The sequence below is a fragment of the Allolucifera butyrica genome (genome assembly GCF_900476375.1).
GTDB classification, from domain to species: Bacteria; Bacillota; Negativicutes; order Sporomusales; family UPPP01; genus Lucifera; species Lucifera butyrica.
This window is the reverse complement of record NZ_UPPP01000063.1, coordinates 33421-55828: the sequence shown is the minus strand read 5'-3', so window position 1 is coordinate 55828 and position 22408 is coordinate 33421. Positions and strand designations below refer to the sequence as shown.

Genomic DNA, 22408 nt, shown 5'->3' with positions numbered 1-22408 from the left:
CGTTAGTCCGGGCCTGTCTTTTTTACTGCCTGCCTGTTAACCGGTTATTCAACCGGATGCCAAGGTAGCGGGATCCCAGGTTAAACACCAGGATTGCCAGGACCAAAACCGCCGAGGCTCCGTCGGCGATAGCCCGGGCGTCAGGCACCAGTCCTTCCGAATTCACTTTCCAGATGTAAACCGCCAGCGTAGCACCCGGCCGGAACGGGTTAAGCGGGGAAGCGCCGCTGAACGGATTCAGATTACTATAGTCAAGTATGGGCGTACTCATCCCTGCCGTATATAATAGAGCGGCCGCTTCGCCAAAAACCCGCCCCGCAGTAATAATAAACCCGGTTAACAGGCCCGGCAGCGCAGCCGGCAGCACGGCCCGCGTTATGGTCTGCCATTGAGTGGCGCCAAGCCCGTAGCTGGCTTCCCGTATCGTCTGGGGAACGTTTCGGATTGCGTCCTCGCTAATCCTGGTGGCCACCGGCAGGTTAAGCACGGCTACGGCCAGAGCCCCTCCAAATAGGGTATATCCCCAGCCCGTCAGGTTAACAAAAATAATCAGGCCAAACAGGCCAATGATTATGGACGGTAAAGAAGCGAGAGTTTCAATACACAGCCGGAGAGTATCGGTCAGTTTACCCGGCCTGGCGTATTCAGCCATATATACGCCGGCGGACAGGCCAACCGGAATGGTAATGATCATGGCTAATACCAATAGATAAATCGAATCAAATAATTGAGGGCCGATGCCGCCGCCGGCTTTAGTGAATCTCGGGCCCGACAACAAAAAGTGCAGATTGAGTTCGCTCCAGCCATGATACACCAGATAACCGACAAATAACACCAATCCGACTACCACCGTAACTCCGATAGCATAAAAAATTCCGGTAGCAAGTCTATCCGCTGTTTTTCTGCCTATCATTTGGTCATCGCTCCTATTGCACCAAGTTTTCTAATCAGTAAAATAAAGGAAAAGGAAATAATGAATAACAGCAGGGCCATAGACCATAATGCGTTATTCCACATGGTACCCATAACGGTATTCCCCATGTCCATGGTCATAATGCTGGTAAGGTTCGTCGTCGGCTGAAGGAGAGAACCGGGAATTTTTATCGTATTCCCGATTACCATCTGAACCGCGAGAGCCTCCCCAAAGGCCCGGGCCAGTCCCAGCACCACCCCGGTCAATATGCCGGGTGTGGCGCTGGGAAGTAGAATTCGCCGGATTGTCTGCCATCGGGTAGCCCCTAGCGCCAGGGAAGCTTCTTTATAGTGGTGCGGCAGCGAGCGCAATGTATCGGCGGAAATACTGGTGATGGTTGGAAAAATCATCAGCGCCAGAACGAGTCCGCCGGCCAATACGCTAAATCCCATGCCGCCTATATGAGTCCTGATAAAAGGAACAAGCAAACTGAGCCCCACCCAGCCATAAACTACGGACGGAATCCCGACAAAAATTTCAATTGCCGGCTGTAGTACCTTTTTGCCCAGGCCAGGCGATATCTCAGTCATGAAAATAGCCAGACCTACACTAAACGGTGTACTTAAGGCCAGTGCCAACAGCGAGATGACGATGGAGCCGACAATGAAAATCAACGCCCCGACCTGAGGCGCCTGATCCCTGTCAGGATGCCAGCTGGTTGAAAAAAGAAAATGACTTAACGAAACGTGGTTATCCTTAAACAGGTCAATCCCTTGGGAAGCAATAAAAAACACGAGAAACAGGGTGAGAATAATAATAAACAGGCCGCAAGCAGTAACTACACTCCGGCCTAATAATTCTTTTTTGATATACCGCCAACTCAATCGCCTGGTTTGCAAATATTTATCCATACATATTCACCCTATCTATTTAAACAATGAATTGGCTGGCACCGACCTATGTCGCTGCCAGCCTCTGCTGTACATTAAGATTTCCACCCGCATCCCTGACTAGTTGGAAGTGGCAGTACGGCTCACTTTCATGTCGCTGTTAGGGATATAGCCCAACTGTTTGATCAAAGGTTTCACGTCGTCGCTGCCCATGTAGTCAAGGAAGTCTTTCGTTAAACCGGTAGGCTGACCTTTGGTATACATATGCTCATAAGACCAGATAGGATATTTTCCGCTGGTAATATTGGCAACGGTCGGCTCAACCCCATCCAGCTTCAGGGCTTTTACACTGTCGTTCACATAGGATAATGCCAGATAAGATACCGCTCCGTCGGTTTCAGCCACTGTCTTCAGCACCGTACCGGAGGCATCGCTCTGCAGGCCGATACCGGTTGCTTCTTCAGCACCTTTCAACGCGTATTTCTTGAAAGTGGCTCTGGTCCCCGAACTGGCCGGACGGTTTACAATGGTTATCTTCAGATCCGGGCCGCCCACTTCTTTCCAGTTGGTAATCTTCCCAGTAAAAATATCGAGTAATTGCTGATGGGTCAGGTTGTCTATCGTAACTTTCTTATTTACAACCGTAGCAAACCCGACCACGCAAACTTTATGGTCAACCAGTTCACCTGCATTGATCCCTGATTTTTCCTCGGCGAAAATATCCGAATCCCCGATCTGAACCGCTCCCTGAGCTACCTGAGTCAGGCCGGTGCCGCTGCCGCCGCCTTGAACGATGACTTTCGCGTTAGGATTTTTCTGGCCAAACTGTTGCGCCGCCTTTTCCGCTAAAGGTTGCAGTGCCGTCGAACCCGATGCGGTAATATTGCCGGAGATTTGAGTTTTCTGACCCTCGTTGGCTTTTTGGGTACCGCCGCCGCCGCAACCGGCCACCGCCGCAACCGTCACCAACATTAGGGAAATTGCCAATACCTGTTTGAACTTCATGTTCATCCTCCCATTCCTTTTCCACTTGTATGTACTGGTTGGCCCCCGTTAGGCAGGAGCTTTCCTCTTTCTTATTATAACCTACCGGCAACGCCGGTGATGTTAAGAAAATGTTAATTTATTGTTATGCTTGACCTTTTTCCATGGCTAAAGAATGAGAACCAACGCCGTGTAAAAGGTTCGTTAAACTTCCCGCAGGTCACTGGCATAAAAATGCAATTTAGTATATCATGCTATATATAACGAATTGAAGAAATGGAGGGTATACCGTTCTGTGTTTAAGCAGGGAATTCGCACCAAACTTATCGTTTCCTTTCTGTTGCTGATTTTAGCCTCGCTATTGCCGTTAGGTACTTATATTTTATGGTACTTTTATCAGCATAATGTAGAAAGTCTAAAAAGTAATTTACTGACCCAGGCGGAAATTGCCCGTCAATTGCTGCAGCAACAAACCGCCGGTCCGCCAAACGGAATCAATCTGGATGCGAAAATTAAGGAACTGGGGGCGCAAGTGCCTGATTTGCGTCTCACCATCATAAATGAAAACGGCGTCGTCCTGGCGGATTCCAAAGAAAATCCGGCCATCATGGAAAATCACCGGCACCGTCCGGAAGTCATGCAAGCCTATTCCGGACAAATCGGCAGTTCCATCCGCTATAGCACCACATTGCACGAAAACCTGCTATATGTTGCCATCCCCATGAAACAGGGAATGAATCGCACTGGTGTGATCCGGGCAGCGGCGACACTGACGTATATGGAAGCAGGATTTGATCAGATCCGCTCTGTCCTCTTACTGGCTTTTCTGCTGACCTCTCTCTTATCAATATTTCTGAGTCTGCGCCTGGCCCACAATTATACCGCTCCCCTGGAAACAATTATTGATACCGCCCGTCAAATTGCCGAAGGGAAGCTGGAAACACGCGTCCATGTACGAACAGGCGATGAAGTCGAGTTACTAGGACTAACCTTGAATCATCTGACTTCCAGCCTGGAAGACCGGGTCAACGAAATTGTGGCGGAGAAACATAAACTGGAACTGGTTCTGGAACATATGGATAATGCCGTCATCTTGCTTGACCGCTATGGCCGGGTAGTCAATGCCAATAAAATGGGTACGGACGTCTTCGGTATTAAAGAAGAAATGTTGGGCCAGCATAATCTGCAGGTAATCGGCCACAGTCTGCTGGATAAGGCGGTCCATGAGGTAATGGAAACCAGGCAAAGCCGGACGCTTGAACTAAAAACCAATATTCAGGGCAATAAAAAAGTATTTCATGTCTTTGTCTCTTCTATTACCGGCCAGGAAGATGCCGTTACCGGGATTGTCTGCGTTTTCCACGATATCACAGCTCCGCAGGCCATTCACGAACGCCAGGCTGAATTTATCGCCAACGCCTCCCATGAATTGGCCACACCGCTCACCGCCATTAAGGGCTTCACGGAAACGCTGCTGGATGGAGTCTTAAAAGACCCGGATCTAAGTGTAAAGTTTATTCGAATTATCCATGCCGAATCGGACCGGATGCAGCGTCTGGTTAAAGATTTACTGCAATTGGCCAGACTGGACTCGCAGGAACACCGGCAGCATTTGATTCTGGAACCGACGGAAGTAAAGCCGCTATTGGAACAAGTTACCCAGGAATTATCCGCCGAGTGGCGGCGCAAAGACTTGTTGGTTACAATTGATGCCTTTTCACCGTCCCTGGCCGTTATCGCCAACTCGGACAGCTTAAAGCAAGTCCTGGTAAATCTGGTGGATAATAGTATTAAATATACTCCGGCTGGAGGCAAAATTTCTCTTGTCTGTTACGGTGATGACAACGAAGGCGTCATTCAAGTTAAAGATACCGGGATCGGCATTCCGGCGAAAGACCTGCCGTTAATTTTTGACCGTTTTTACCGGGTTGACCGCGCCCGGACCCGCAGTGCCGGCGGTACCGGCCTAGGTCTTTCCATTGTTAAGTTTATCGTTGAAAGCTTAGGGGGCAAGATTGGCGTCCAAAGTACCGTTGATGTGGGCACCGTCTTTACCCTCCGGCTGCCGCTGGCACAAACGGAAACTAGCTGAGAAAGACCGCTTAGAGCGGTCTTTCAGTAATTGGTAATAGGAAATTGGTAATTGGAAAGAGATAGGCGCGCAAAAACTTTCAAATAAGTAGAGGGCTGCGAAAGGCAAGCTTAAAAGAAACGAGTCCGTTTCACGCTTTTAGGTGAAACGGACTCGTTTACTTTATGGCAGCGTCCTTACTTCTTGCGCAGGCGCTGGCCTGTAACCAGATAGATAATCCATTCGGCAATATTGGTTGTATGATCGGCCACTCTTTCCAGATAACGGGTTACGAACATTAATTGCGTAGCCTGTGTAATGGTATGAGGGTCTTCCATCATGTACGTCAATAGTTCACGGAATACCTGATTATATAAATCGTCAACGGCGTCATCCGCCCGACAGACTTGTTCCGCCAAAGCAATATCCAAATTAACATACGCTTCCAGAGAATCCTGCAGCATTTTCTGAGCCATAGCCGCCATGCGGGGAATATCAATAAGAGGCTTAATCAACGGTTGTTTGGCTGTCTTCTGGGCAATCTTGGCAATATCAAAAGCATGGTCGCCTACCCTTTCCATATCGGTTGTTATTTTAAGTCCGGTGGCAATAATTCTGAGATCCCGGGCAAGCGGCTGTTGCTTGGCAATCAGCAGCATGCAAGTATCTTCAATATCAATTTCCAGCTTATCAATCACATCATCGCCGTCAATTACTTTTTGCGCCAATTCAACATCCTGCTTGGCCAGCGACTGTACGGCATCATGGATCGCCATTTGAACAAGGCTGCCCATGCGTAAAATATCCTGACGCAAGTTTTCCAATTCCTGGTCATAGGTGTGTCTGGTTGTCATAGCTTGTTCTCCCCCTTATCAACCAAACCGGCCGGTAATGTAATCTTCGGTTCGATTATCCTGCGGCCGGGTAAAAATGGCATCGGTTTTATCATATTCGACCATTTCCCCGTTCAGAAAGAAGCCGGTAAAATCCGACACACGGGCGGCCTGCTGCATATTGTGAGTTACCATGACAATCGTATACTTGTCTTTCAGTTCGGTAACCAATTCTTCGATCTTCATGGTAGAAATCGGGTCAAGAGCCGAACAAGGTTCATCCATGAGCAATACCTCCGGCTCCACTGCCAGCAGCCTCGCAATACAAAGACGCTGCTGCTGACCGCCCGACAGGCCCATAGCGGAAGAAGTCAAACGTTCCTTAACCTCATCCCATAAGGCGGCCCCCCGCAAACTTTTTTCCACGATCTCATCCAGCTTGCCTTTATTGCTCTGACCGTGAATCCGTGGGCCATAGGCAATATTATCGTAAATGGACATAGGAAACGGATTCGGCCGTTGGAAGACCATTCCCACCCGCTTGCGAAGCATAACCACATCCACATTGGGATGATAAACGTTCATCCCGTCCAGTAGGATTTCGCCTTCAATCTTAACCGTCTCAATCAAATCGTTCATCCGGTTTATGGTTTTTAAAAAGGTCGACTTGCCGCACCCTGAAGGACCGATAAGCGCCAGAACGCTGTTTTTCACAATATTAATCGTTATTTTCTTGAGTGCCAGGACATCACCATAATACAGCTTTAACTTATTTACTTCGATTTTATAGTCCATATTCAGTTCCCCCCGTGATTTTGCACCCGGTGTGCCACACACCGCTAACAGCCACAATCTCTTTTGAATATATCATAAATACGGACTCTTGATTGTTAATTTTTTATTAAAAGTCACTAAAACGGTAGCCAACACCCCGTACCGTTTCGATCGCTTCCGCCACCTGCCGGCATGACTCCATCTTGGCCCGTAAGTGCCGCACGTGAACATCCACTGTTCGTGTGTCGCCGAAATATTCATAACCCCAAACCTTTTCCAGTAACTGTTCCCGTGTGTATACTTTGCCGACATTGGTCACAAAGAGTTTCAGCAATTCATACTCCTTGGGAGTCAACTCCATTTTTTCCTGTCCCAAAAAAGCCTCATAGCGGCCAAAGTTCAGGCGCAGCGGTCCGATAACCAGTTCACCGCCATGGAAAGTTTCCTTTTGACTGCGGCGCAAGACCGCCTTAACCCGGGCCACCATCTCCCGTGGACTGAACGGCTTGGTAATATAATCATCCGCCCCTAGTTCCAACCCAATGATCTTATCAATCTCTTCATTTTTAGCCGTCACCATGATGACTGGTATCGCCGCCGTTTCCCGGGAACCTTTCAGCGTCCGGCACACATCAAGACCATCTATACCCGGAAGCATCAAATCGAGTACAATGAGTTCCGGTTTTTCCGTCCTGGCCAGTCGCAGGGCATCATTTCCATCACCGGCTTCAATCACCGAGTACCCTACTTTTTGCAGATTAAAGGCAATCAGCTCACGAATATGAATTTCATCATCGACGACCAAAATTTTCCCTGTCATTCTGCCACCTCGCCAAGCTTGTAAATAAATATAGAGGAAAAAATATACTCACGGATAATGCAATAAAAACCAGGTTACACTCAACCTGGTTTTCATCGTATGTATGGTTATTGATTGACAATATCCTTTAAACCTTTGCCGGCTTTGAATACCGGAGTTTTGGATGCCGGAATAGTGATTTCGGCACCAGTCTGAGGATTACGTCCTTTTCTTTCTTCCCGGGTCTTTACTTCAAATGTCCCAAAGCCAATAACCTGCACTTTATCATTTTTCACAAGACTTTCTTCAATGCTGGCGAACAAGGCGTTTACCGCTTTTTCAGCATCTTTCTTGGTCATAGCGGCTTTTTCAGCAACGCTAGCCACTAATTCAGTTTTATTCACAAATCCATCCTCCTTTTTAAATGCTTACGAATAGCATAATTCGCTATTTCTCTTTTTATTCCTTCTACTTTCAAAAAATTTACCAAAAATTACTGATTTTTTGCGTTTTCCAGGACTTTGGCCCTATTCCACAGCGCATCCAGTTCCTGTAAAGACAAGGTTTCCCAGGCAAGCCCCTGTTTTTGCACATACTGTTCGATGTACGAAAACCGTCGAATAAACTTGTTATTTGTAACATTTAGCGCTGTTTCACCTTCCACCTGTAAGAATCTTCCCAGATTTACCACGGCAAACAATACATCTCCCATTTCCGCTTCTATTTCAACGTTGTCACCCCGTTCTACCGCATCTTTCAGCTCGGCCAACTCTTCTTTTATTTTTTCCCACACAGGAGCTATATTATCCCAATCAAACCCGACTTTTGCCGCTTTAACCTGTAATTTATTTGCTCGCATCAGACTGGGCAACCCCGCCGGCACGCCATCAAGAACCGACAGACGTTCCCCGGCCTTCTCCCTTTTTTTAATGGCTTCCCAGTTTAACACCACTTCCGCTGCATCCCGTACCGTTATGTCGCCAAATACATGAGGATGGCGGCGCAGCATTTTTCCGGTCACGCCGTCAATTACATCCTGCATGCTAAAAATACCGCCTTCTTCCGCAATCCGGGCATGAAACACGATTTGCAGCAAAAGATCACCCAATTCCTCACACAGTTGCTCCGGATCCTGCCGGTCAATAGCCTCCAGCACCTCATACACTTCCTCCACAATATAGCGCCGCAGACTCTGGTGCGTCTGCTCAAGGTCCCAGACGCACCCGCCGGGAGAACGCAGCCGGGCCATGACGTCAAGCAGAGGATCCATGGTAAAACGCCGGCCGGTTAAAGGCAAATGGGGCACATACAGGCTGGTTAGATGATCAATAACAGGTAAACGGTCCAGTTGATATAAGGGAATGGTCTTGATTTCCTCCCCTTCAATCCCCAGATTCCGTACCACTGTCACTGCAAAATCATCAGGATAGCGTTCCATTAAGGATAATTTTACCTCCGATGCGATCTGGTTATTATAGACTTGGGTCACAACCAGGCCATGATTCGTGTCGGCAGGTACAGCCGCCATATCACAGCCGTCGACAATAGTCAAGCCGTCAATCGGGTCAATGCCTAAACGGCTGTAAAGTACTTCCAAAAAGCTCATGCCCGCCAAAATAGATACGTTAACTCCCTGCGCCGCCGCTTTTTCCCGGATTATGGCAACGGTTTTTTCCGCCACCAGCGGGCTGCCGGGAACAGCATAAACCAGTTGCTTTGCTGTTGCTGCCCGGGCTAACACATCCGCCGCAATCGTTTCGTAAACTTCCTCGAAGGTGGCTTTTTTTTCATATACCTGATCATAACTCTCAAATCGAATACCACGCTTCACCAATTCTTTAACGGTAGGATGTTTAGCGGTCCGTAAAAGAAGCGGCTCAGCCTGCTGAAGCTTGTCCAACGCTTCGACAGTAAGAAGGCCGAACGACCCCGGCCCAAGACCCAAAATAGTAATTTCGCCCATGAAAATTCCCCTCAAATCTCAGATATTTTTGTTACGACGGCTATTTGTGCAACAGCCCTGTCCCCTTTAGTAATTTAACCATCCAGGGTCCCACTTTGGGCATCTTAGCAACATCTCTTTCAACAATACCGCCCAATACTAACTGAACAAGACCATATATCATACCTCCTGCCGCAATGGCGGCCAGTGTCGCCATTGTATTGTGCAGGGTTTTTGTCATGACCCAGTCATAAACCAATAATACAATAATTCCCATCACTGCAGTTGCAGCTGCCGTGCGCATTGTATTCTTCCATTCAAAACTAAAACCGACATAGCGATAAACAAAATACATATTTAATAATGCCGCCACGCCAAAATCGAAATTGGTTGACCAAGCCGCTCCTTTAATACCTAAAGAAGGTATCGCTGTCAGGGTCCAACTCATTGCTACTTTGACGCTCGCCGAAATTACCATATTGGCCAGCGGAATGTTTGTGTGTCCTAACCCCTGCAGAACGCCCGTTGTCACCTGATGAACCCCCAATAGCACAACACCAAACGATAAAACGGCAATGGAAGGCCCGGCGTTAGGCGTCCCATACAGCATTTGTGAAATCGGCGTTGCCAGCAAATACAGACCGGCAAAACTGGGAATCGTAATTAGATTGGCAATTCGCATGGCCGTTGCGGTACGCCGGTAAATCCGGGAATGATCCCGCAGGGTCAGCGCCTCGGAAACGGCAGGTACCAGACTGGCGGCAAGGGACGAGGTCAAAATAGTAGGAAGATTAACCAGTGACACGGCCATACCGGTCAAATAACCAAACAGTTCCGTAGCCTGTTCAACCGTAAAACCGGCCGCCTCCAGACGGGCCGGTACAATAAGAAGATCAATATTGGACACGACCGGCAACATGATGTTGGCCAAGGAAACGGGCAAGGCCAGTTTCACAATGCGGCCAACAATCCGAACGACTGATTCCTGTCTTATATATGGCTGTGATTCGATCTTAGAATGAAAATCCCTGCGATGACGCCAATAATAGTAAAATAAAATCAAAAGTCCGGCCAGGGCCCCCGGACCGGCCCCGAAACTAGCTCCTGCCGCCGCGTATTCCAAACCTTCAGGCAATAGAAAATAGGCCAGCGTGACCATGGTAACCACCCGGAAAAGCTGTTCCCCAATCTGGGAGACGGCCGTGGGAGTCATCATCTGCAACCCTTGAAAATAACCGCGAAAACTGGATAGCGCGGTAACGAAAAAAATCGCCGGTGCCAGCGCCGCAATCGCATAATAGGCCCTGGCGTCGCGCACATAGTGGTTTGCCGTGAGCCAGCCGGCGCCAAAATACAATAAGAAAGTAAAGAGAAGGCCTGTCATAGCCAACAGGCCCAGGGAAATTCGAAACACCCGGTTTGCACCGCGAAGATCGCTTAAAGCCAGACGTTCCGCCACAATAATCGAAATTGCCACCGGAATACCAGCAGAAGAAATACTAAGCGCCAACAGGTAAATCGGGTAAGCCATCTGATAAAGACCTATGCCCTCGCCGCCCAACAGACGGGACAATAAAATGCGGTTTACGGAGCCGATCAGTTTAACCACAATCCCGGCTACCGTCAAAATCAGAGCGCCTTTCAAAAATGTATCTTTACCCAATAAAGTCAGTCCTCTCCTCACGTTCACCTGTAAAACGTATAGTAGTTCATTACAATAAAAACTACCTACCGGTAAAACAGTTTACTCGGAGAAAAAGAAAAATATGCCAAGAAAGACCCCCAAACAAAAACAGCGAACATTGTTCGCTGTCTGATAACCAATCAACTTGACATCTGTTTGGCCAAAAAACCGCCCGCCGTCTCGGCTAGTTTTACTTCCATATCGCCAAATTGCACACCAGCCTCTTTCGACGTAATGATTACGGCCCCAATTGCGTCACCTTCCACAATAATGGGCGCAATCACTTGCGCGGTAAATTTGCAATGACTTTCGTCCTCTTCGCATTGGGCCGCGCAGCCCTTGCAATGTTTGTACTCACCGGGGTTATTGATCAAAGCGGTTTTTCGTTCTTCCATTACTTTTTCCACCGCCGGACCAATGGATTTACCCAGAAACTCTTTTTTCGATGCACCAGCGACAGCGACTACGTTGTCTCGGTCAGCAATAAGGATTATTTGCCCAATTGCCTCATACAGAGAATCTGCATATTCTTTGGCAAAGTCACCCAATTCACCCACCGGGGAATATTTTTTTAATATGACTTCACCTTCCCGGTCAACATATATTTCTAATGGATCACCTTCGCGAATCCGTAATGTACGTCTAATTTCTTTTGGTATCACTACTCGGCCTAAATCGTCGATTCTTCTTACTATTCCAGTCGCTTTCACCAGTATCCCCCCTTTTCTACAGTTTTTGACATTTGATTTCAGTGATAGTATATATCTCATTAGAGATTTTTATTCATCGTTTTACGCCCTAAAATATTCCATTTTTTCATTAGGTATCTTGTAATGTTATCAGTATTTTAGTCAGCCATTCCAGAATGTTCTCATTAAGACGATGCGTTTTTAACAGAATCATATCCGGCCGAATGGTCGCGCGGGCTGGATACATTGTTTTTAAAGCCATGACCTTTTCCACGTCCACTCCGGTATCCGGACGGCCGGAAAAATGAATTTCTACAGAACCCGGTTTTTGGATCAATGTACGAATCCCTAAATTTCGGGCTATATTTTTAATTCTAGCCACCATCAGCAGATTCATGACCGACTGTGACGGTTCGCCAAAACGGTCAATCATTTCATCCAGCAGATCCCGTAATTGCTCTTCCTTGCGGATCGCAGCAATACGTTGATAAATCTCAATTTTATGCATGGCATCACTAATATAATCGCCGCTTACATAAGCGTCCACGTTAAATTCCAAAACCGGTTCAGGCGGCGGCTCGATACTCTTGCCACCCTGAAGTTCCTGCACCGCCTCCTCAAGCAGCCGGCAATACATTTCAAAGCCAATACTAACAATGTGACCATGTTGCTGCGATCCCAGCAAATTACCTGCACCCCGTATTTCCAAATCCCGCATGGCAATCTTAAAACCGGCACCCAGTTCAGCGAATTCCTTAATCGCCTGCAGCCGTTTCTCAGCTACTTCCGTCAGCACTTTATCCTTACGATAGGTAAAATAGGCAAAGGCCATTTGACGGGAACGTCCTACCCGGCCGCGCATCTGATACAGTTGAGAAAGGCCGAAATGGTCGGCATCGTAAATAATGATCGTATTGGCATTCGGTACGTCCAGTCCATTTTCGATAATGCTGGTACATACCAGCACATCATACCGGCCTTCGTAAAAATCCAGCATGACCTGTTCCAGCAGTTCCTCCGGCATTTGTCCATGAGCCACCTTAATTTTGGCGTCAGGTAACATTTCACTCAACTGTTGATGCACTTTATCGATCGTTTGAACCCGGTTGTATACAAAATACACTTGTCCGCCCCGTTTCATTTCCCGCTTAATGGCATCACGAATGATTTCCGGCTGATATTCTACGACATACGTTTGTACCGGAAAGCGGTCCTCGGGCGGTGTTTCAATAATACTCATGTCCCTGGCGCCAACCAAGGACATGTGCAGCGTCCTGGGGATGGGGGTTGCGCTTAGAGTCAAAACATCAATATTAGCACGCCATCTTTTGAGCTTTTCTTTTTGGGCTACGCCAAAACGCTGTTCTTCATCTACAACAAGCAGTCCGACATCCTTGAAATTTATGTCGGATTGTAAAATACGGTGTGTACCAATCAGCACATCTACCTGACCGGCAGCCAGTTTAGCCAGCGTTGCCCGTTGCTCTTTCGGACTGCGGAAACGGCTGATTACATCTACGGTAGGACCAAAACCGGCAAAGCGGGAGGAAAAAGTCTGGTAATGCTGCTGCGCCAATACGGTGGTCGGTACCAGCACGGCTACCTGTTTGCCATTCATAACTGACTTAAAAGCCGCCCGGATCGCAACTTCCGTTTTGCCAAAGCCGACATCCCCGCACAACAGGCGGTCCATTGGCCGGGGCTTTTCCATGTCCGCTTTCACTTCCGCAATACAAACCAGCTGGTCCGGCGTTTCTTCAAAAGGAAAGGCATCCTCAAATTCCCGCTGCCAGGGCGTATCCGATTCAAAGGCAAAACCGGTAGTAACCTGCCGTTCGGCGTAAAGGGCAATCAATTCTTTCGCCATGTCCACTACGGCGGCCCGGGCCTTGGACTTAGCTTTCAGCCAGTCGCTACCCCCCATTTTGTGCAAACGGGGCACTTCCCCTTCGGCGCCGATATATTTCTGCAATAATCCCACTTGGTCCGTCGGAACATAAATTTTGTCCTCGCCGGCATAACGGATTAAAAGATAATCCCGGTGAATGCCTCCGACTTCCAGCGTTTCGACGCCGATATATTTGCCAATCCCATGATTTACATGTACGACATAATCACCAATATTAATATCCCGGAAATAGGTAATGCGTTCTTCTTTGCTGGACCGGAGGGCCCGCTTCTTTTTTTGCCGCCCGTAAATATCCATTTCGGTCAAAACGGTCAGTCTGGCCTGCGGTAGCTCAAATCCGGACTGCAGGGTCCCCACCGTTACCAAAACCGTACCAAGCACCAATGTGTCAACCCGCTCGGAATAGAGAGTGTTTATGCCTTCCTGCGACAACGTTTGCTGTAAGGCAATCGCTTTATCCGGTGTTGACATAAATATCACCGGCAGCATCCTCCGCCCCTGCCAGCCTTTTAATTCATCGGTCAACATGTCAATTTGTTTATGAAAGGGAGCAACGCTTTTGACCGCTATACTGATGCTTTCTTCCGGTTGCGTATAAGGGCTTTTTTGCAGCATTAAAGAAAAATAGCATATGGTATAAGGCATCGCTGTGGCCACCAGGTCCGCCCAGGAAAAAGTACGGGGTTTAATGCCGGGATTTTCTTTGACTAACCGGGTCATGCTTTCCCGTATTCTAAGAGGCTCATCAAAAATTACAGTTGCCTTAGCCGGCAAATAAGATAAAAAACTAGTCATCTTCCCCGTATGTTCCGGTTCACTTAAAGGAAGAATATCAGCTTGGATCAAGTTATTTACCGACCGCTGATCCACGTGGTCAAATTCCCGCAGAGAATCGATGTCGTCCCCAAACAGCTCCAGACGCAGCGGTAATTGCCGGTTCACCGGAAAAACATCGATAATTCCGCCGCGTACACTGAACTGTCCCATACCTTCGACTTGATCAACCCGCTCATAGCCGAATTTGACCAGAGAAGTTAAGAGTTCCTCCCGGTTCACTGTTTTGCCTGCTGTCAGCAGCAACCGGCTGGTTTCAAATTCTCCCCGGGGAAGCACTTTCTGCATGGCTGCCTCGGCCGTTGTCAAAACGATTATATTCTCGCCTCTCACCAGCCGCCCGAAAATATCCAGACGCCGGGCCGCTAATTCCACGCTTTTCGCCGCTACGGAAAACGTAACAATATCCAGGGCCGGTAATTCCAAGACAGACGTATCCGGCAACAAGGTAGCAAGATCCACGGTCAGATGCCGCATCTCTTCAGGATTGCCGGCAATAACTACCGTCGTCCTGGGAGCCGCCTGATACGCCGCAGCCAGTACGGCACTCTTTTGAGCTCCCGTTATGCCGTAAACTAATGTTTGCCGGCCTTGCGCCTGATATGCCGTTATTGTCCGGTTCAACGCCGGGTCCGTCCGCATCATTTCAAATAACTTATTCACAACTCATCCATCCTATGTAAATAGACATATTAACCCCACATTTCGAACCCTGAATTTAAGCGACCAATAATCATTGTCGAATGACAGAGAACTCCGAAAGTGGGATTAAACCGCCAGAATCTGTAATTTCCCCGCCGACAGGATTTTCAGGCACTGTCAAAAAGGGCTTTAGCCTGGTGCTAAAGCCCTTTAATCCATTTTCTTCAATGCAAATCAATGCAAATCAATGCAAATCAATGCAAATATCCGGTCTGGAAAATTACCGGCTCTTCCTCTGCCAGTCCCAACGCTTCAATGCACTGGTCACACAATGACTGTACCTGAATGCTATTGGTCAGCGAATCAATTTTTATTATATCCTGACGTTCTTCCCCCGTCAAGCAGTCAAACCCAAACCGGGCTTCATCAATTTGGTCAATTTCCAGGGTATCAATCGGGTCGCCGCAAAATTCGCAAATATAATAAATTTTCATAGAGTCCCGCTCCCTTCAGGAACTAGAGATTCGAATTACCGTCACATTCCAAGCCAGATGAGCTATCAGGGCAACTGCCATTCCCAGCCAGATGCTGCCTGTCAGAACTGCCGCTTCTACCGTCAATAATCCGAACAAAGTATGGCCGCCAATACTAAGTAAGGCCGCCGGTAATCCGCCGTGCCGGTTTTGTATCCAATCATAACCCGCCTCTAATAAACCGAACAGAATATGGGTCGCCAGTACATCGGCTCCCAAATAATACGCTAAAAGAGTTTTCGCCCCCTCTTCCACGGCCGGACTAAGACTGATAATGACTGACATTCCCAAATACCGGAGTAAAACCTTATTAATCAGAAAACTGAGGGATGCCATCAGACAGGCAATGATGTATGCCATTGTGCTCACTCCGTTATGAAGGTACAATTTATTATCACCACTGCAACTGCAAGTTATACTGATAAGAAAAACCGCGTTAAGCGGTTTTTCTTATCACGGCAAAACAGTCAGCGGATTGATCGGCTGACCATTCCGGCGCACTTCAAAATGCAAATGAGGGCCGGTCGAATTGCCTGTACTACCCATGTATGCAATGACTTGCCCGGCTCGTACATACTGCCCCACACCAACCATATACCGTGACAAATGACCATACAGCGTAACCAGATTTTGACCATGGTCAATCATGACGGCATACCCGTAATCACCATACCAGCCGGTAAAGATGACCTTGCCATAGCCGGCAGCCCGCACTACAGTCCCGGCATCATTGGCGATGTCCACTCCGGCGTGCAGCTTGCCCCAGCGGTAACCGAACGGTGAGGATATTGTCCCTTGGGTCGGCCAAAGAAACCGGTTGACGGCTGCCCGGGAAACAGCATTGGCCGTTCTCGGCCGGCCGCCGGGAATAAATAATTTCTCGCCCGGCAAAATTTTATCATCCGTCCTATGATTCACTTTTTCTATTTCATTAACTTGAATCTCATATAGCCTGGCAAGATCCCATATTGTTTCTCCCTGCTTCACAGTATGCAAAATACCTTGGGCGGGTAGAATAATCAGTTCTTCCCCTGGATGAATCATTTCTCCCGCTTCCGGATTGGCCCCGAGAATTGTGTCTACATCAATATGGTATAGCCCGGCAATTCCGGAAAGGGTCTCACCATTTTGCACTATGTGTTTTTTTAGCACCGGCCCAGCCGCCGGTTCCTTTTTAGCTCGTAACGGAAGGGCGGAAGTAATGGGTTGTTCCCGGACTGCCGGTTCACTGAACGGTTGCTGATAAGCCGGCGCGGCAGGATGAAATTGAATCCATTCGCTGCCTGCCATCAGTATGGCTGCGCTGCCTGCCAGGATCATGACGGCGGCAAGCAACACATTCTTTTTCTTTATGATATTTTTCTGCAAATGCAATCACTCCATTAAGCGAAATAGAAAGCGGTACAACCGCTTATAGCATAAACGGACAATTCCGCATTTATACATTCATTTCCTCAAATTGGATGATTTACCAAATTAATCATGACAAGAAAGACCCCCTCCGCTTACTGCGGGAGACCTGTCCCTATATTGGAAAATACAAAAAAACGGATCTTCGCCGTTATGGCTGATCCGTTTAAGCAATCTCTATTTATGTTTTATGATGAAACCGGCGTGGCGGGATCAACTCAATCCGCTTCAGGGCCTTAATCCGGGCTAAGTCCGCTTCATCCCCGGCCCGCACTGTCAAATGGCCGCCGCATTGCCGGCACCAAAGGTCAATGCACTCCGGAAAAACCTGAGCCTCAATGTCGATACTGCCGCAGGAACATTGCAAGCCGCCTTTTTCCGCTATATCATGCAGTTGATTTAACATTTCAAACATCAACTGGGGATCGTCAACATCGTCCTCATCATAGTTGGCTTCCCGAAACAGATCTTCGCACGCCTGTTTATAATGTTCAATCATCTGTTCCACAGCCTGCCGCTCCCCGATTAGACCCAACTCCAAATTTTCTTTGCTGCAATAAATTTTTTCCATGGGGACACGCCATATTTTCCTGTTGTCAAGGCAGAGAAGATGATTGGTTTCACATAATACACAAGGAATATTCAACAAATACTGGTGATGTCCTATTGCCGAAATATCCGCCTGTGCACAGCCGCAACTGCAAAAAAGCCTTTGATTGCCGGAACCCCTAAGAGTGAATAAGGATACGTCATGCAGTTGAATCTTACCACAATGGTGGCAATACAAGGCCAGCGTTGAACTTGTGCGAATCACCATATCCACCTCTCCCTTCCTTTCAACATTTCGTCAAAAAGGAAAGAATTCCTGCCAAGAAAGACCTAAAAGGTCTTTAAGCAGGAAGAAAGTATTTTACTTTTCGGCATTTCACGAAAAACGGCTTGTATAAGAATATCCCGAAGTTATACTTTCTTTTACTGTAAGAAAGACCCAAAGGGTCTTAGTTACTTTCAGCAAAAAGAAAACGCCCCGACAGGCGTTTGTCATATCACTAACCGATCATTAATTTGCAGTTGTCGCCGCTGCCATCAATAAATTCCTGAATCATCCGGCAAAGTGCTATAATGTCGAATGGTTTGGTAATATAGGCATAGGCGCCAATTTCTCTTGCTTCATTTACCAGGTCCAATTCGCCATAAGCGGTCATCATTACTACTTTATCACCCTGGCCTAAACGCCGTAATTCCTTTAAAGTCTCAATTCCATCCATTCCCGGCATTTTCATGTCCATCAATATGAGCGCAGGTTTCAGTTCTTTTGCCTTTTGTAATCCTTCATAACCGTCAGATGCTGTCGCTACCATATAACCGCTTTCACTTAATACCTCGGTCAATAGCCGCCTGATAGCCGGTTGATCATCAATTACAAGAACGGTTTCTTTCGTCGTGGACATCCTAAAAATCTCCTTCCTGCATATAACACTTCACTACATGTCTATTCGCACATTAGGACAAATATCCTGCCATAAGCTGGAAATTTGGAAAAAATTTTAGAATATTTTTAGCAATTTTGCTTTGACATCCCGGAGTGTCTCGACTAAGCGATAAATCCAGCGGTTATGATATACCTTCATAGTGTATACCGCCTGTCCGTCATTCAAAGTAAATGCCACATCATTAAAAGGCGTCGGCAAGCCCCAGGTTGAATAAATCGTTTTCCCGTTCTTTTGAATACTGATTTTATAAGCACTGTCTCTTAAATACAACGGATACTTCACCGTAACAGCATGAGCATGACCGGCATCAATTGGTATATCCCGTCCTAACACCTGCAGCTTGTATTCGGTCATGCCGGAACCGGAACTTTTAATGGGACCATACACAACGACAGGCCGGGGAGTATAGTAATCCAAATAGGCTTTAACCAGTTCGCTGGCCGTTGCAAAAACCAAGGTTCCCTGTTTAACATAATGCTCCTTCAGATAGTGCAAATGGTCCTGAATTGCCTGAAACTGTCCACCCGACAGACTATGCCAGTCGCCGTTCCCCATAACAAACATGGCATGAGTAAACCCGATAATGGCGTGAACACCCGGTTTCACCGTTCCCTTGTCGGTAAACCGTTCCATGCCGGCATCTGCTTTGGCGTTCATAGCGGCGGCACTGTCCTTGTCATAAGCAATAAACCGGCGTGGCGTGGGGCGAAATTCTACCAATCCGGTACGAGACAAATCAGTGGCGGAATGGTCTATATCGTCCGGCTTGGTTAAATAGATTTCACGTCCATAATCGCCGGCGGTAAGACCGCCATTATTGCCGTCGGCATCACTGCTGCCCCAAAGGCCTACTTTATGATACGCCCGGACGCTCATCGCCTCGTCGGCGCTGCCCGAACCAAAATCGAAAGAACCGGCCCTGGCAGTAATGATGTCGCCCTGCCCCGAATTAGCTTCTAATTTATCAAGGATTTTTTTATATTTATATAAAAGTCCCGTCCGGCTATTGTTATCGTTAAAATTCCCCTCCGCCGAAACAACATGGGCCCAGCCGTGTTTCAAATGATTAGCCCAGAATCCATCCACGGCAGGATTATAGGACAGGAAGTTTCCCTGCAAATCGGGATCATAGTCGCTATGAAGATGAACCGCATATTCGTGGCCGTATGTAGACTGGGTCTGGACCGATTTTTTCATTGCTGTTACCATTGCCGTCCATTCGTGAGAGGTCGATTGTCCCTCCGCCCACTCGGCAGCTTTTATGGCTGTCCAGGCTATATAATGGGTCCACTTGGCGCCATATTTATTCGCTATCTGATTCAAGGCTTCCGATTTCTCCACCAGTTGCACATAAAGCTCCTGTGGTTCCAGCCAACCATCCTGATTGCCCCATGCCTTGGGATAACCGGCCGCGTCAATTGGTTCCAAGTCTTCCGTCATTACATAATAAATTTTGCCCGGCCGGGGGTCCGAAACAGTAACAGCGATTTGTCCGTCCAAAGCCTCCCCATTGGCCGTAAAGTGCACCAGCCAAGGTTTGCCGCCATTAACCAGGTCCGGCCGCTGCGCTTTTACTTTCCAGGTTAGGATCCGCTTTTCACCGGGAGCCAGCACATCCAGGGTTTGCGAAGTCTGCCCTTTAGCTACCAGGCCATACCCTTCCGGTTCCATCAACGTAAAAACGGGCCGGTAAATGGGCTGCCCGGTCATATTTTTCACCTCTGTTTGCAAATTCACCGTATCACCCAATACCGTCGCATAGGCGCTCTGCCGGGGTTGCAGCCGGATACCCGGACTTTTAGTTTTAAACCGGGCAATCATGACGTGTTGTCCCTGCCCGGCTTCCACAGCCAGCCGATACGCCGCCACTTGTTTTAAATCAAGCTGTGGCCATTCCCGGGCTATGATCTGCGCTAAATTAGGCCGCGCCGTAAGCCAGCCTCCCTGATAATTAGTTTGGTAACGCATATCCAGCCATTTTGTTGCCGAATCCGGGGGCGACAGCGGACCGGTATAGACCCACCCTACCGTCCCGATTTCCTGTCCGGCCGCGCTTAAAGCGCTTACCTTAATTCTTCCGGTTCCCTGGGTGGAAAGAAACTGTAACCGGTAAATCCCCTCCCCTCCCGCAGCGGAAACCGTTTGAAAGTATTCAATTTGTCCTTGTTCACCCGCGGCCAGTTCCAGCCAATCGCCGTCGCCGCTACCACTTCTTTGATGCGTAAGAACCCGGTATTCATTACCGGGTCCCTCCATTTTTATATATTTAGGCAAGCCCCACTGCTGCGCTGCCTCCGGTTTAAGAGCAGTCAAACCGGCTACCGGCTGCGCCGGATTCCGGGAACACCCGGTTACCAGGACAACAATGAGCAGGGACCGCAAAATCCAGCCACCCCGCTGTAGTATCTCATAACTTCTCATTTTCTCTCCCAATCCTCAAAAGCAAATCATAATTTAACAAAATGAAGAAAACTTACACTCATAAAGGCAATTACCATAATCATCATAATAATCATTGCCAATAATGGCGTCAGCAGCACCAATACCGCTTTAGCCACGGAGAAAGTATACGCTCCCCGGATGGCATACACATCCAGGGTCAGGGTCCAAAATAAAACGACGAGCCCCGTCGCGGCCAGCCAGAAAGACCGAATCTCTGCGGGCAGTACCATCGACAGAACGCCCAGGGGTACCAAAAAAATCCGGGGCAATTGAGCGAACCCGAGAGCCGTGAAAAGTCCCAGTCCCGTTCCCCTGCCACCGAAAAATTCTGCTACCAGATTCCAAACGGCAGCCCCCAAAAACCATACAATCAGACTGCCTAAAACCTGAATCACTATGACCACATGAACGGCCTGCGGCAGTCCGGCTGTTTTTAAGGCCAGGTAAATCGCTCCCAGCGGAATAATAATACTAAGCAGCATCGCCGCCAGACTGTACCGGACGTACCGTCCCGCCGCAATTTCCGGAAAAGCCTTGCCGGGACTAAAGAGCACATCATAAATCAATTCCATAAATTTTCCCATACTGTCCCACCTACCATCTTACCGGCATTGCCAGTGGCGCTGTAACCGGTAAATCGCCCTGGAACTGCCGCTGCAGCAATTGCTCCAGATTCAGCTGGTTATTGGCGCCAAACAATACAGACCACGGATTGGTTTTGCCATATTCGACGATTTGGGGCTTTCCATGAATTCCTGCCAGTTGCGCCGTACCGGCAATCGCATCATATAAATTTCCCAGTTCATCCACCAATCCCAGGTCCTTAGCCTGACGCCCCGTGTAAATCCTGCCGTCGGCTAATTGCCTTACTTTAGCGGGATCCATTTTCCGTCCCTCGGCGACAACCTTCACAAATTGTTCGTACATATCGTTGACCATGTTCTGGATAATCGCCCGTTCTTCCGGTGTCATGGGCCTTTCGGGGGATAAAATGTCCTTATGGGGACCACTTTTAATTTTTTCCTGATAAACACCGATTTTTTTATAAAGCTCCTGCCAATTGGCATAGGGCATATATACGCCGATACTTCCCGTCAGCGTAGCGGGATTCGCATAAATCTTATCCGTGACTGCCGCCAGCCAGTAACCGCCGGAAGCGGCCATATCCCCCATGGAAGTAACGACAATTTTGCCGGTCCGGCGCAATTTCAGTATTTCCTCACCCACCTCCTGGGTCGCGGGTACACTGCCGCCGGGGCTGTTAATACGCAGGATAACGGCTCGCACGTCTTTGTCATCCCGGGCCTGGTGAAGCTGCCGGATCAGATTGTCCGTACCGCCGTTCTGCGTTAGCAGCGTGCTTTCTCCCCGTCCGCCCATGATAACACCGTCAACATAGATAACGGCAATTTTCCCCCCGCTGCTTTGGCCGCGGTGTCTCAGGGCGGGAACGGCAAAAGCCGCCGCAACCAACGAAAGCAGCACAATAAAAGCAATCACCAATACGACTGAACGTTTATACATGAAAACCCTCCTTTAAATGGTAGGTACACCGGGCAGAGAATC

At 48.2% G+C, this 22408-nt stretch carries 20 protein-coding genes; 1 reads left to right on the top strand and 19 read right to left on the bottom strand.

Features of this window, described 5'->3' with window-relative positions:
- Window positions 1-22: 22 nt before the first annotated feature.
- The 3 genes from pstA to LUCIF_RS07905 all read right to left on the bottom strand — a co-directional run bounded on the left by pstA (window position 23) and on the right by LUCIF_RS07905 (window position 2808).
- Window positions 23-913 (bottom strand): phosphate ABC transporter permease PstA, encoded by an 891-nt coding sequence (pstA, locus tag LUCIF_RS07915; protein WP_122627336.1) that lies wholly within the window; start codon window positions 911-913, stop codon window positions 23-25.
- On the bottom strand, window positions 910-1824 hold the full coding sequence (pstC, locus tag LUCIF_RS07910; protein ID WP_122627335.1) for a phosphate ABC transporter permease subunit PstC: 915 nt from the start codon (window positions 1822-1824) through the stop codon (window positions 910-912). The genes pstA and pstC overlap by 4 nt, the downstream gene beginning before the upstream one ends.
- Before the next feature lie 99 nt (window positions 1825-1923).
- Entirely contained in the window at window positions 1924-2808 is an 885-nt protein-coding gene (locus tag LUCIF_RS07905; RefSeq protein WP_165865927.1) for a phosphate ABC transporter substrate-binding protein, read from the bottom strand.
- A 274-nt stretch (window positions 2809-3082) separates the two neighbouring features.
- Here LUCIF_RS07905 and LUCIF_RS07900 point away from each other — a divergent pair, with 274 nt between their 5' ends.
- Window positions 3083-4879 (top strand): ATP-binding protein, encoded by a 1797-nt coding sequence (locus tag LUCIF_RS07900; RefSeq protein ID WP_122627333.1) that lies wholly within the window; start codon window positions 3083-3085, stop codon window positions 4877-4879.
- A gap of 176 nt (window positions 4880-5055) precedes the next feature.
- Here the strand turns inward: LUCIF_RS07900 and phoU are convergent, their stop codons facing one another.
- The 16 genes from phoU to sppA all read right to left on the bottom strand — a co-directional run bounded on the left by phoU (window position 5056) and on the right by sppA (window position 22366).
- Window positions 5056-5712: a phosphate signaling complex protein PhoU gene (phoU, locus tag LUCIF_RS07895; protein WP_122627332.1), complete on the bottom strand. Its 657-nt coding sequence runs from the start codon at window positions 5710-5712 to the stop codon at window positions 5056-5058.
- 18 nt (window positions 5713-5730) lie between these two features.
- Window positions 5731-6486, bottom strand: coding sequence for a phosphate ABC transporter ATP-binding protein PstB (gene pstB / locus LUCIF_RS07890; RefSeq protein WP_122627331.1), 756 nt, complete (start codon window positions 6484-6486; stop codon window positions 5731-5733).
- A gap of 106 nt (window positions 6487-6592) precedes the next feature.
- Complete coding sequence (locus tag LUCIF_RS07885) at window positions 6593-7285, bottom strand: response regulator (protein ID WP_122627330.1); 693 nt, start codon at window positions 7283-7285, stop codon at window positions 6593-6595.
- 107 nt (window positions 7286-7392) lie between these two features.
- Complete coding sequence (hbs, locus tag LUCIF_RS07880) at window positions 7393-7668, bottom strand: non-specific DNA-binding protein Hbs (RefSeq protein WP_122627329.1); 276 nt, start codon at window positions 7666-7668, stop codon at window positions 7393-7395.
- 89 nt (window positions 7669-7757) lie between these two features.
- Window positions 7758-9227, bottom strand: a complete 1470-nt coding sequence (yabN, locus tag LUCIF_RS07875) for a bifunctional methyltransferase/pyrophosphohydrolase YabN (RefSeq protein WP_122627328.1) — start codon at window positions 9225-9227, stop codon at window positions 7758-7760.
- A gap of 40 nt (window positions 9228-9267) precedes the next feature.
- Complete coding sequence (locus tag LUCIF_RS07870) at window positions 9268-10869, bottom strand: putative polysaccharide biosynthesis protein (protein ID WP_122627327.1); 1602 nt, start codon at window positions 10867-10869, stop codon at window positions 9268-9270.
- Between the two features lie 161 nt (window positions 10870-11030).
- Window positions 11031-11600 carry a stage V sporulation protein T gene (spoVT, locus tag LUCIF_RS07865; RefSeq protein WP_122627326.1) on the bottom strand — a complete coding sequence of 190 codons (570 nt, stop codon included), beginning with the start codon at window positions 11598-11600 and terminating at the stop codon, window positions 11031-11033.
- 109 nt (window positions 11601-11709) lie between these two features.
- The gene (gene mfd / locus LUCIF_RS07860) at window positions 11710-14985 is read right to left on the bottom strand and encodes a transcription-repair coupling factor (RefSeq protein ID WP_122627325.1); all 3276 of its coding nucleotides are present in this window, start codon (window positions 14983-14985) and stop codon (window positions 11710-11712) included.
- A 233-nt stretch (window positions 14986-15218) separates the two neighbouring features.
- Entirely contained in the window at window positions 15219-15458 is a 240-nt protein-coding gene (locus LUCIF_RS07855; RefSeq protein ID WP_122627324.1) for an anti-sigma-F factor Fin, read from the bottom strand.
- Window positions 15459-15473: 15 nt separating this feature from the next.
- Window positions 15474-15857, bottom strand: coding sequence for a hypothetical protein (locus LUCIF_RS07850; protein ID WP_122627323.1), 384 nt, complete (start codon window positions 15855-15857; stop codon window positions 15474-15476).
- 93 nt (window positions 15858-15950) lie between these two features.
- The gene (locus LUCIF_RS07845; protein ID WP_207857214.1) at window positions 15951-16865 is read right to left on the bottom strand and encodes a M23 family metallopeptidase; all 915 of its coding nucleotides are present in this window, start codon (window positions 16863-16865) and stop codon (window positions 15951-15953) included.
- 223 nt (window positions 16866-17088) lie between these two features.
- Complete coding sequence (locus LUCIF_RS07840) at window positions 17089-17724, bottom strand: hypothetical protein (protein ID WP_122627322.1); 636 nt, start codon at window positions 17722-17724, stop codon at window positions 17089-17091.
- Between the two features lie 232 nt (window positions 17725-17956).
- A complete protein-coding gene (locus LUCIF_RS07835; protein WP_122627321.1) occupies window positions 17957-18358 on the bottom strand; it encodes a response regulator in 402 nt (133 codons plus the stop codon).
- A gap of 96 nt (window positions 18359-18454) precedes the next feature.
- The gene (locus LUCIF_RS07830) at window positions 18455-20821 is read right to left on the bottom strand and encodes a hypothetical protein (RefSeq protein ID WP_122627320.1); all 2367 of its coding nucleotides are present in this window, start codon (window positions 20819-20821) and stop codon (window positions 18455-18457) included.
- Window positions 20822-20847: 26 nt separating this feature from the next.
- Window positions 20848-21426 carry a Yip1 family protein gene (locus tag LUCIF_RS07825; RefSeq protein WP_122627319.1) on the bottom strand — a complete coding sequence of 193 codons (579 nt, stop codon included), beginning with the start codon at window positions 21424-21426 and terminating at the stop codon, window positions 20848-20850.
- A gap of 10 nt (window positions 21427-21436) precedes the next feature.
- Entirely contained in the window at window positions 21437-22366 is a 930-nt protein-coding gene (gene sppA, locus LUCIF_RS07820; protein ID WP_122627318.1) for a signal peptide peptidase SppA, read from the bottom strand.
- Window positions 22367-22408 lie beyond the last annotated feature (42 nt).

Bases quoted from the DNA above. Each gene is read 5' to 3' on its own strand.
- LUCIF_RS07835 (WP_122627321.1), bottom strand. From the start codon at position 18,358: ATGTCCACGACGAAAGAAACCGTTCTTGTAATTGATGATCAACCGGCT.
- LUCIF_RS07825 (WP_122627319.1), bottom strand. From the start codon at position 21,426: ATGGGAAAATTTATGGAATTGATTTATGATGTGCTCTTTAGTCCCGGC.
- LUCIF_RS07885 (WP_122627330.1), bottom strand. From the start codon at position 7,285: ATGACAGGGAAAATTTTGGTCGTCGATGATGAAATTCATATTCGTGAG.
- pstC (WP_122627335.1), bottom strand. From the start codon at position 1,824: ATGGATAAATATTTGCAAACCAGGCGATTGAGTTGGCGGTATATCAAA.
- LUCIF_RS07840 (WP_122627322.1), bottom strand. From the start codon at position 17,724: ATGGTGATTCGCACAAGTTCAACGCTGGCCTTGTATTGCCACCATTGT.
- pstB (WP_122627331.1), bottom strand. From the start codon at position 6,486: ATGGACTATAAAATCGAAGTAAATAAGTTAAAGCTGTATTATGGTGAT.
- LUCIF_RS07905 (WP_165865927.1), bottom strand. From the start codon at position 2,808: ATGAAGTTCAAACAGGTATTGGCAATTTCCCTAATGTTGGTGACGGTT.
- yabN (WP_122627328.1), bottom strand. From the start codon at position 9,227: ATGGGCGAAATTACTATTTTGGGTCTTGGGCCGGGGTCGTTCGGCCTT.
- sppA (WP_122627318.1), bottom strand. From the start codon at position 22,366: ATGTATAAACGTTCAGTCGTATTGGTGATTGCTTTTATTGTGCTGCTT.
- phoU (WP_122627332.1), bottom strand. From the start codon at position 5,712: ATGACAACCAGACACACCTATGACCAGGAATTGGAAAACTTGCGTCAG.
- pstA (WP_122627336.1), bottom strand. From the start codon at position 913: ATGATAGGCAGAAAAACAGCGGATAGACTTGCTACCGGAATTTTTTAT.
- LUCIF_RS07850 (WP_122627323.1), bottom strand. From the start codon at position 15,857: ATGGCATACATCATTGCCTGTCTGATGGCATCCCTCAGTTTTCTGATT.
- LUCIF_RS07830 (WP_122627320.1), bottom strand. From the start codon at position 20,821: ATGAGAAGTTATGAGATACTACAGCGGGGTGGCTGGATTTTGCGGTCC.
- LUCIF_RS07855 (WP_122627324.1), bottom strand. From the start codon at position 15,458: ATGAAAATTTATTATATTTGCGAATTTTGCGGCGACCCGATTGATACC.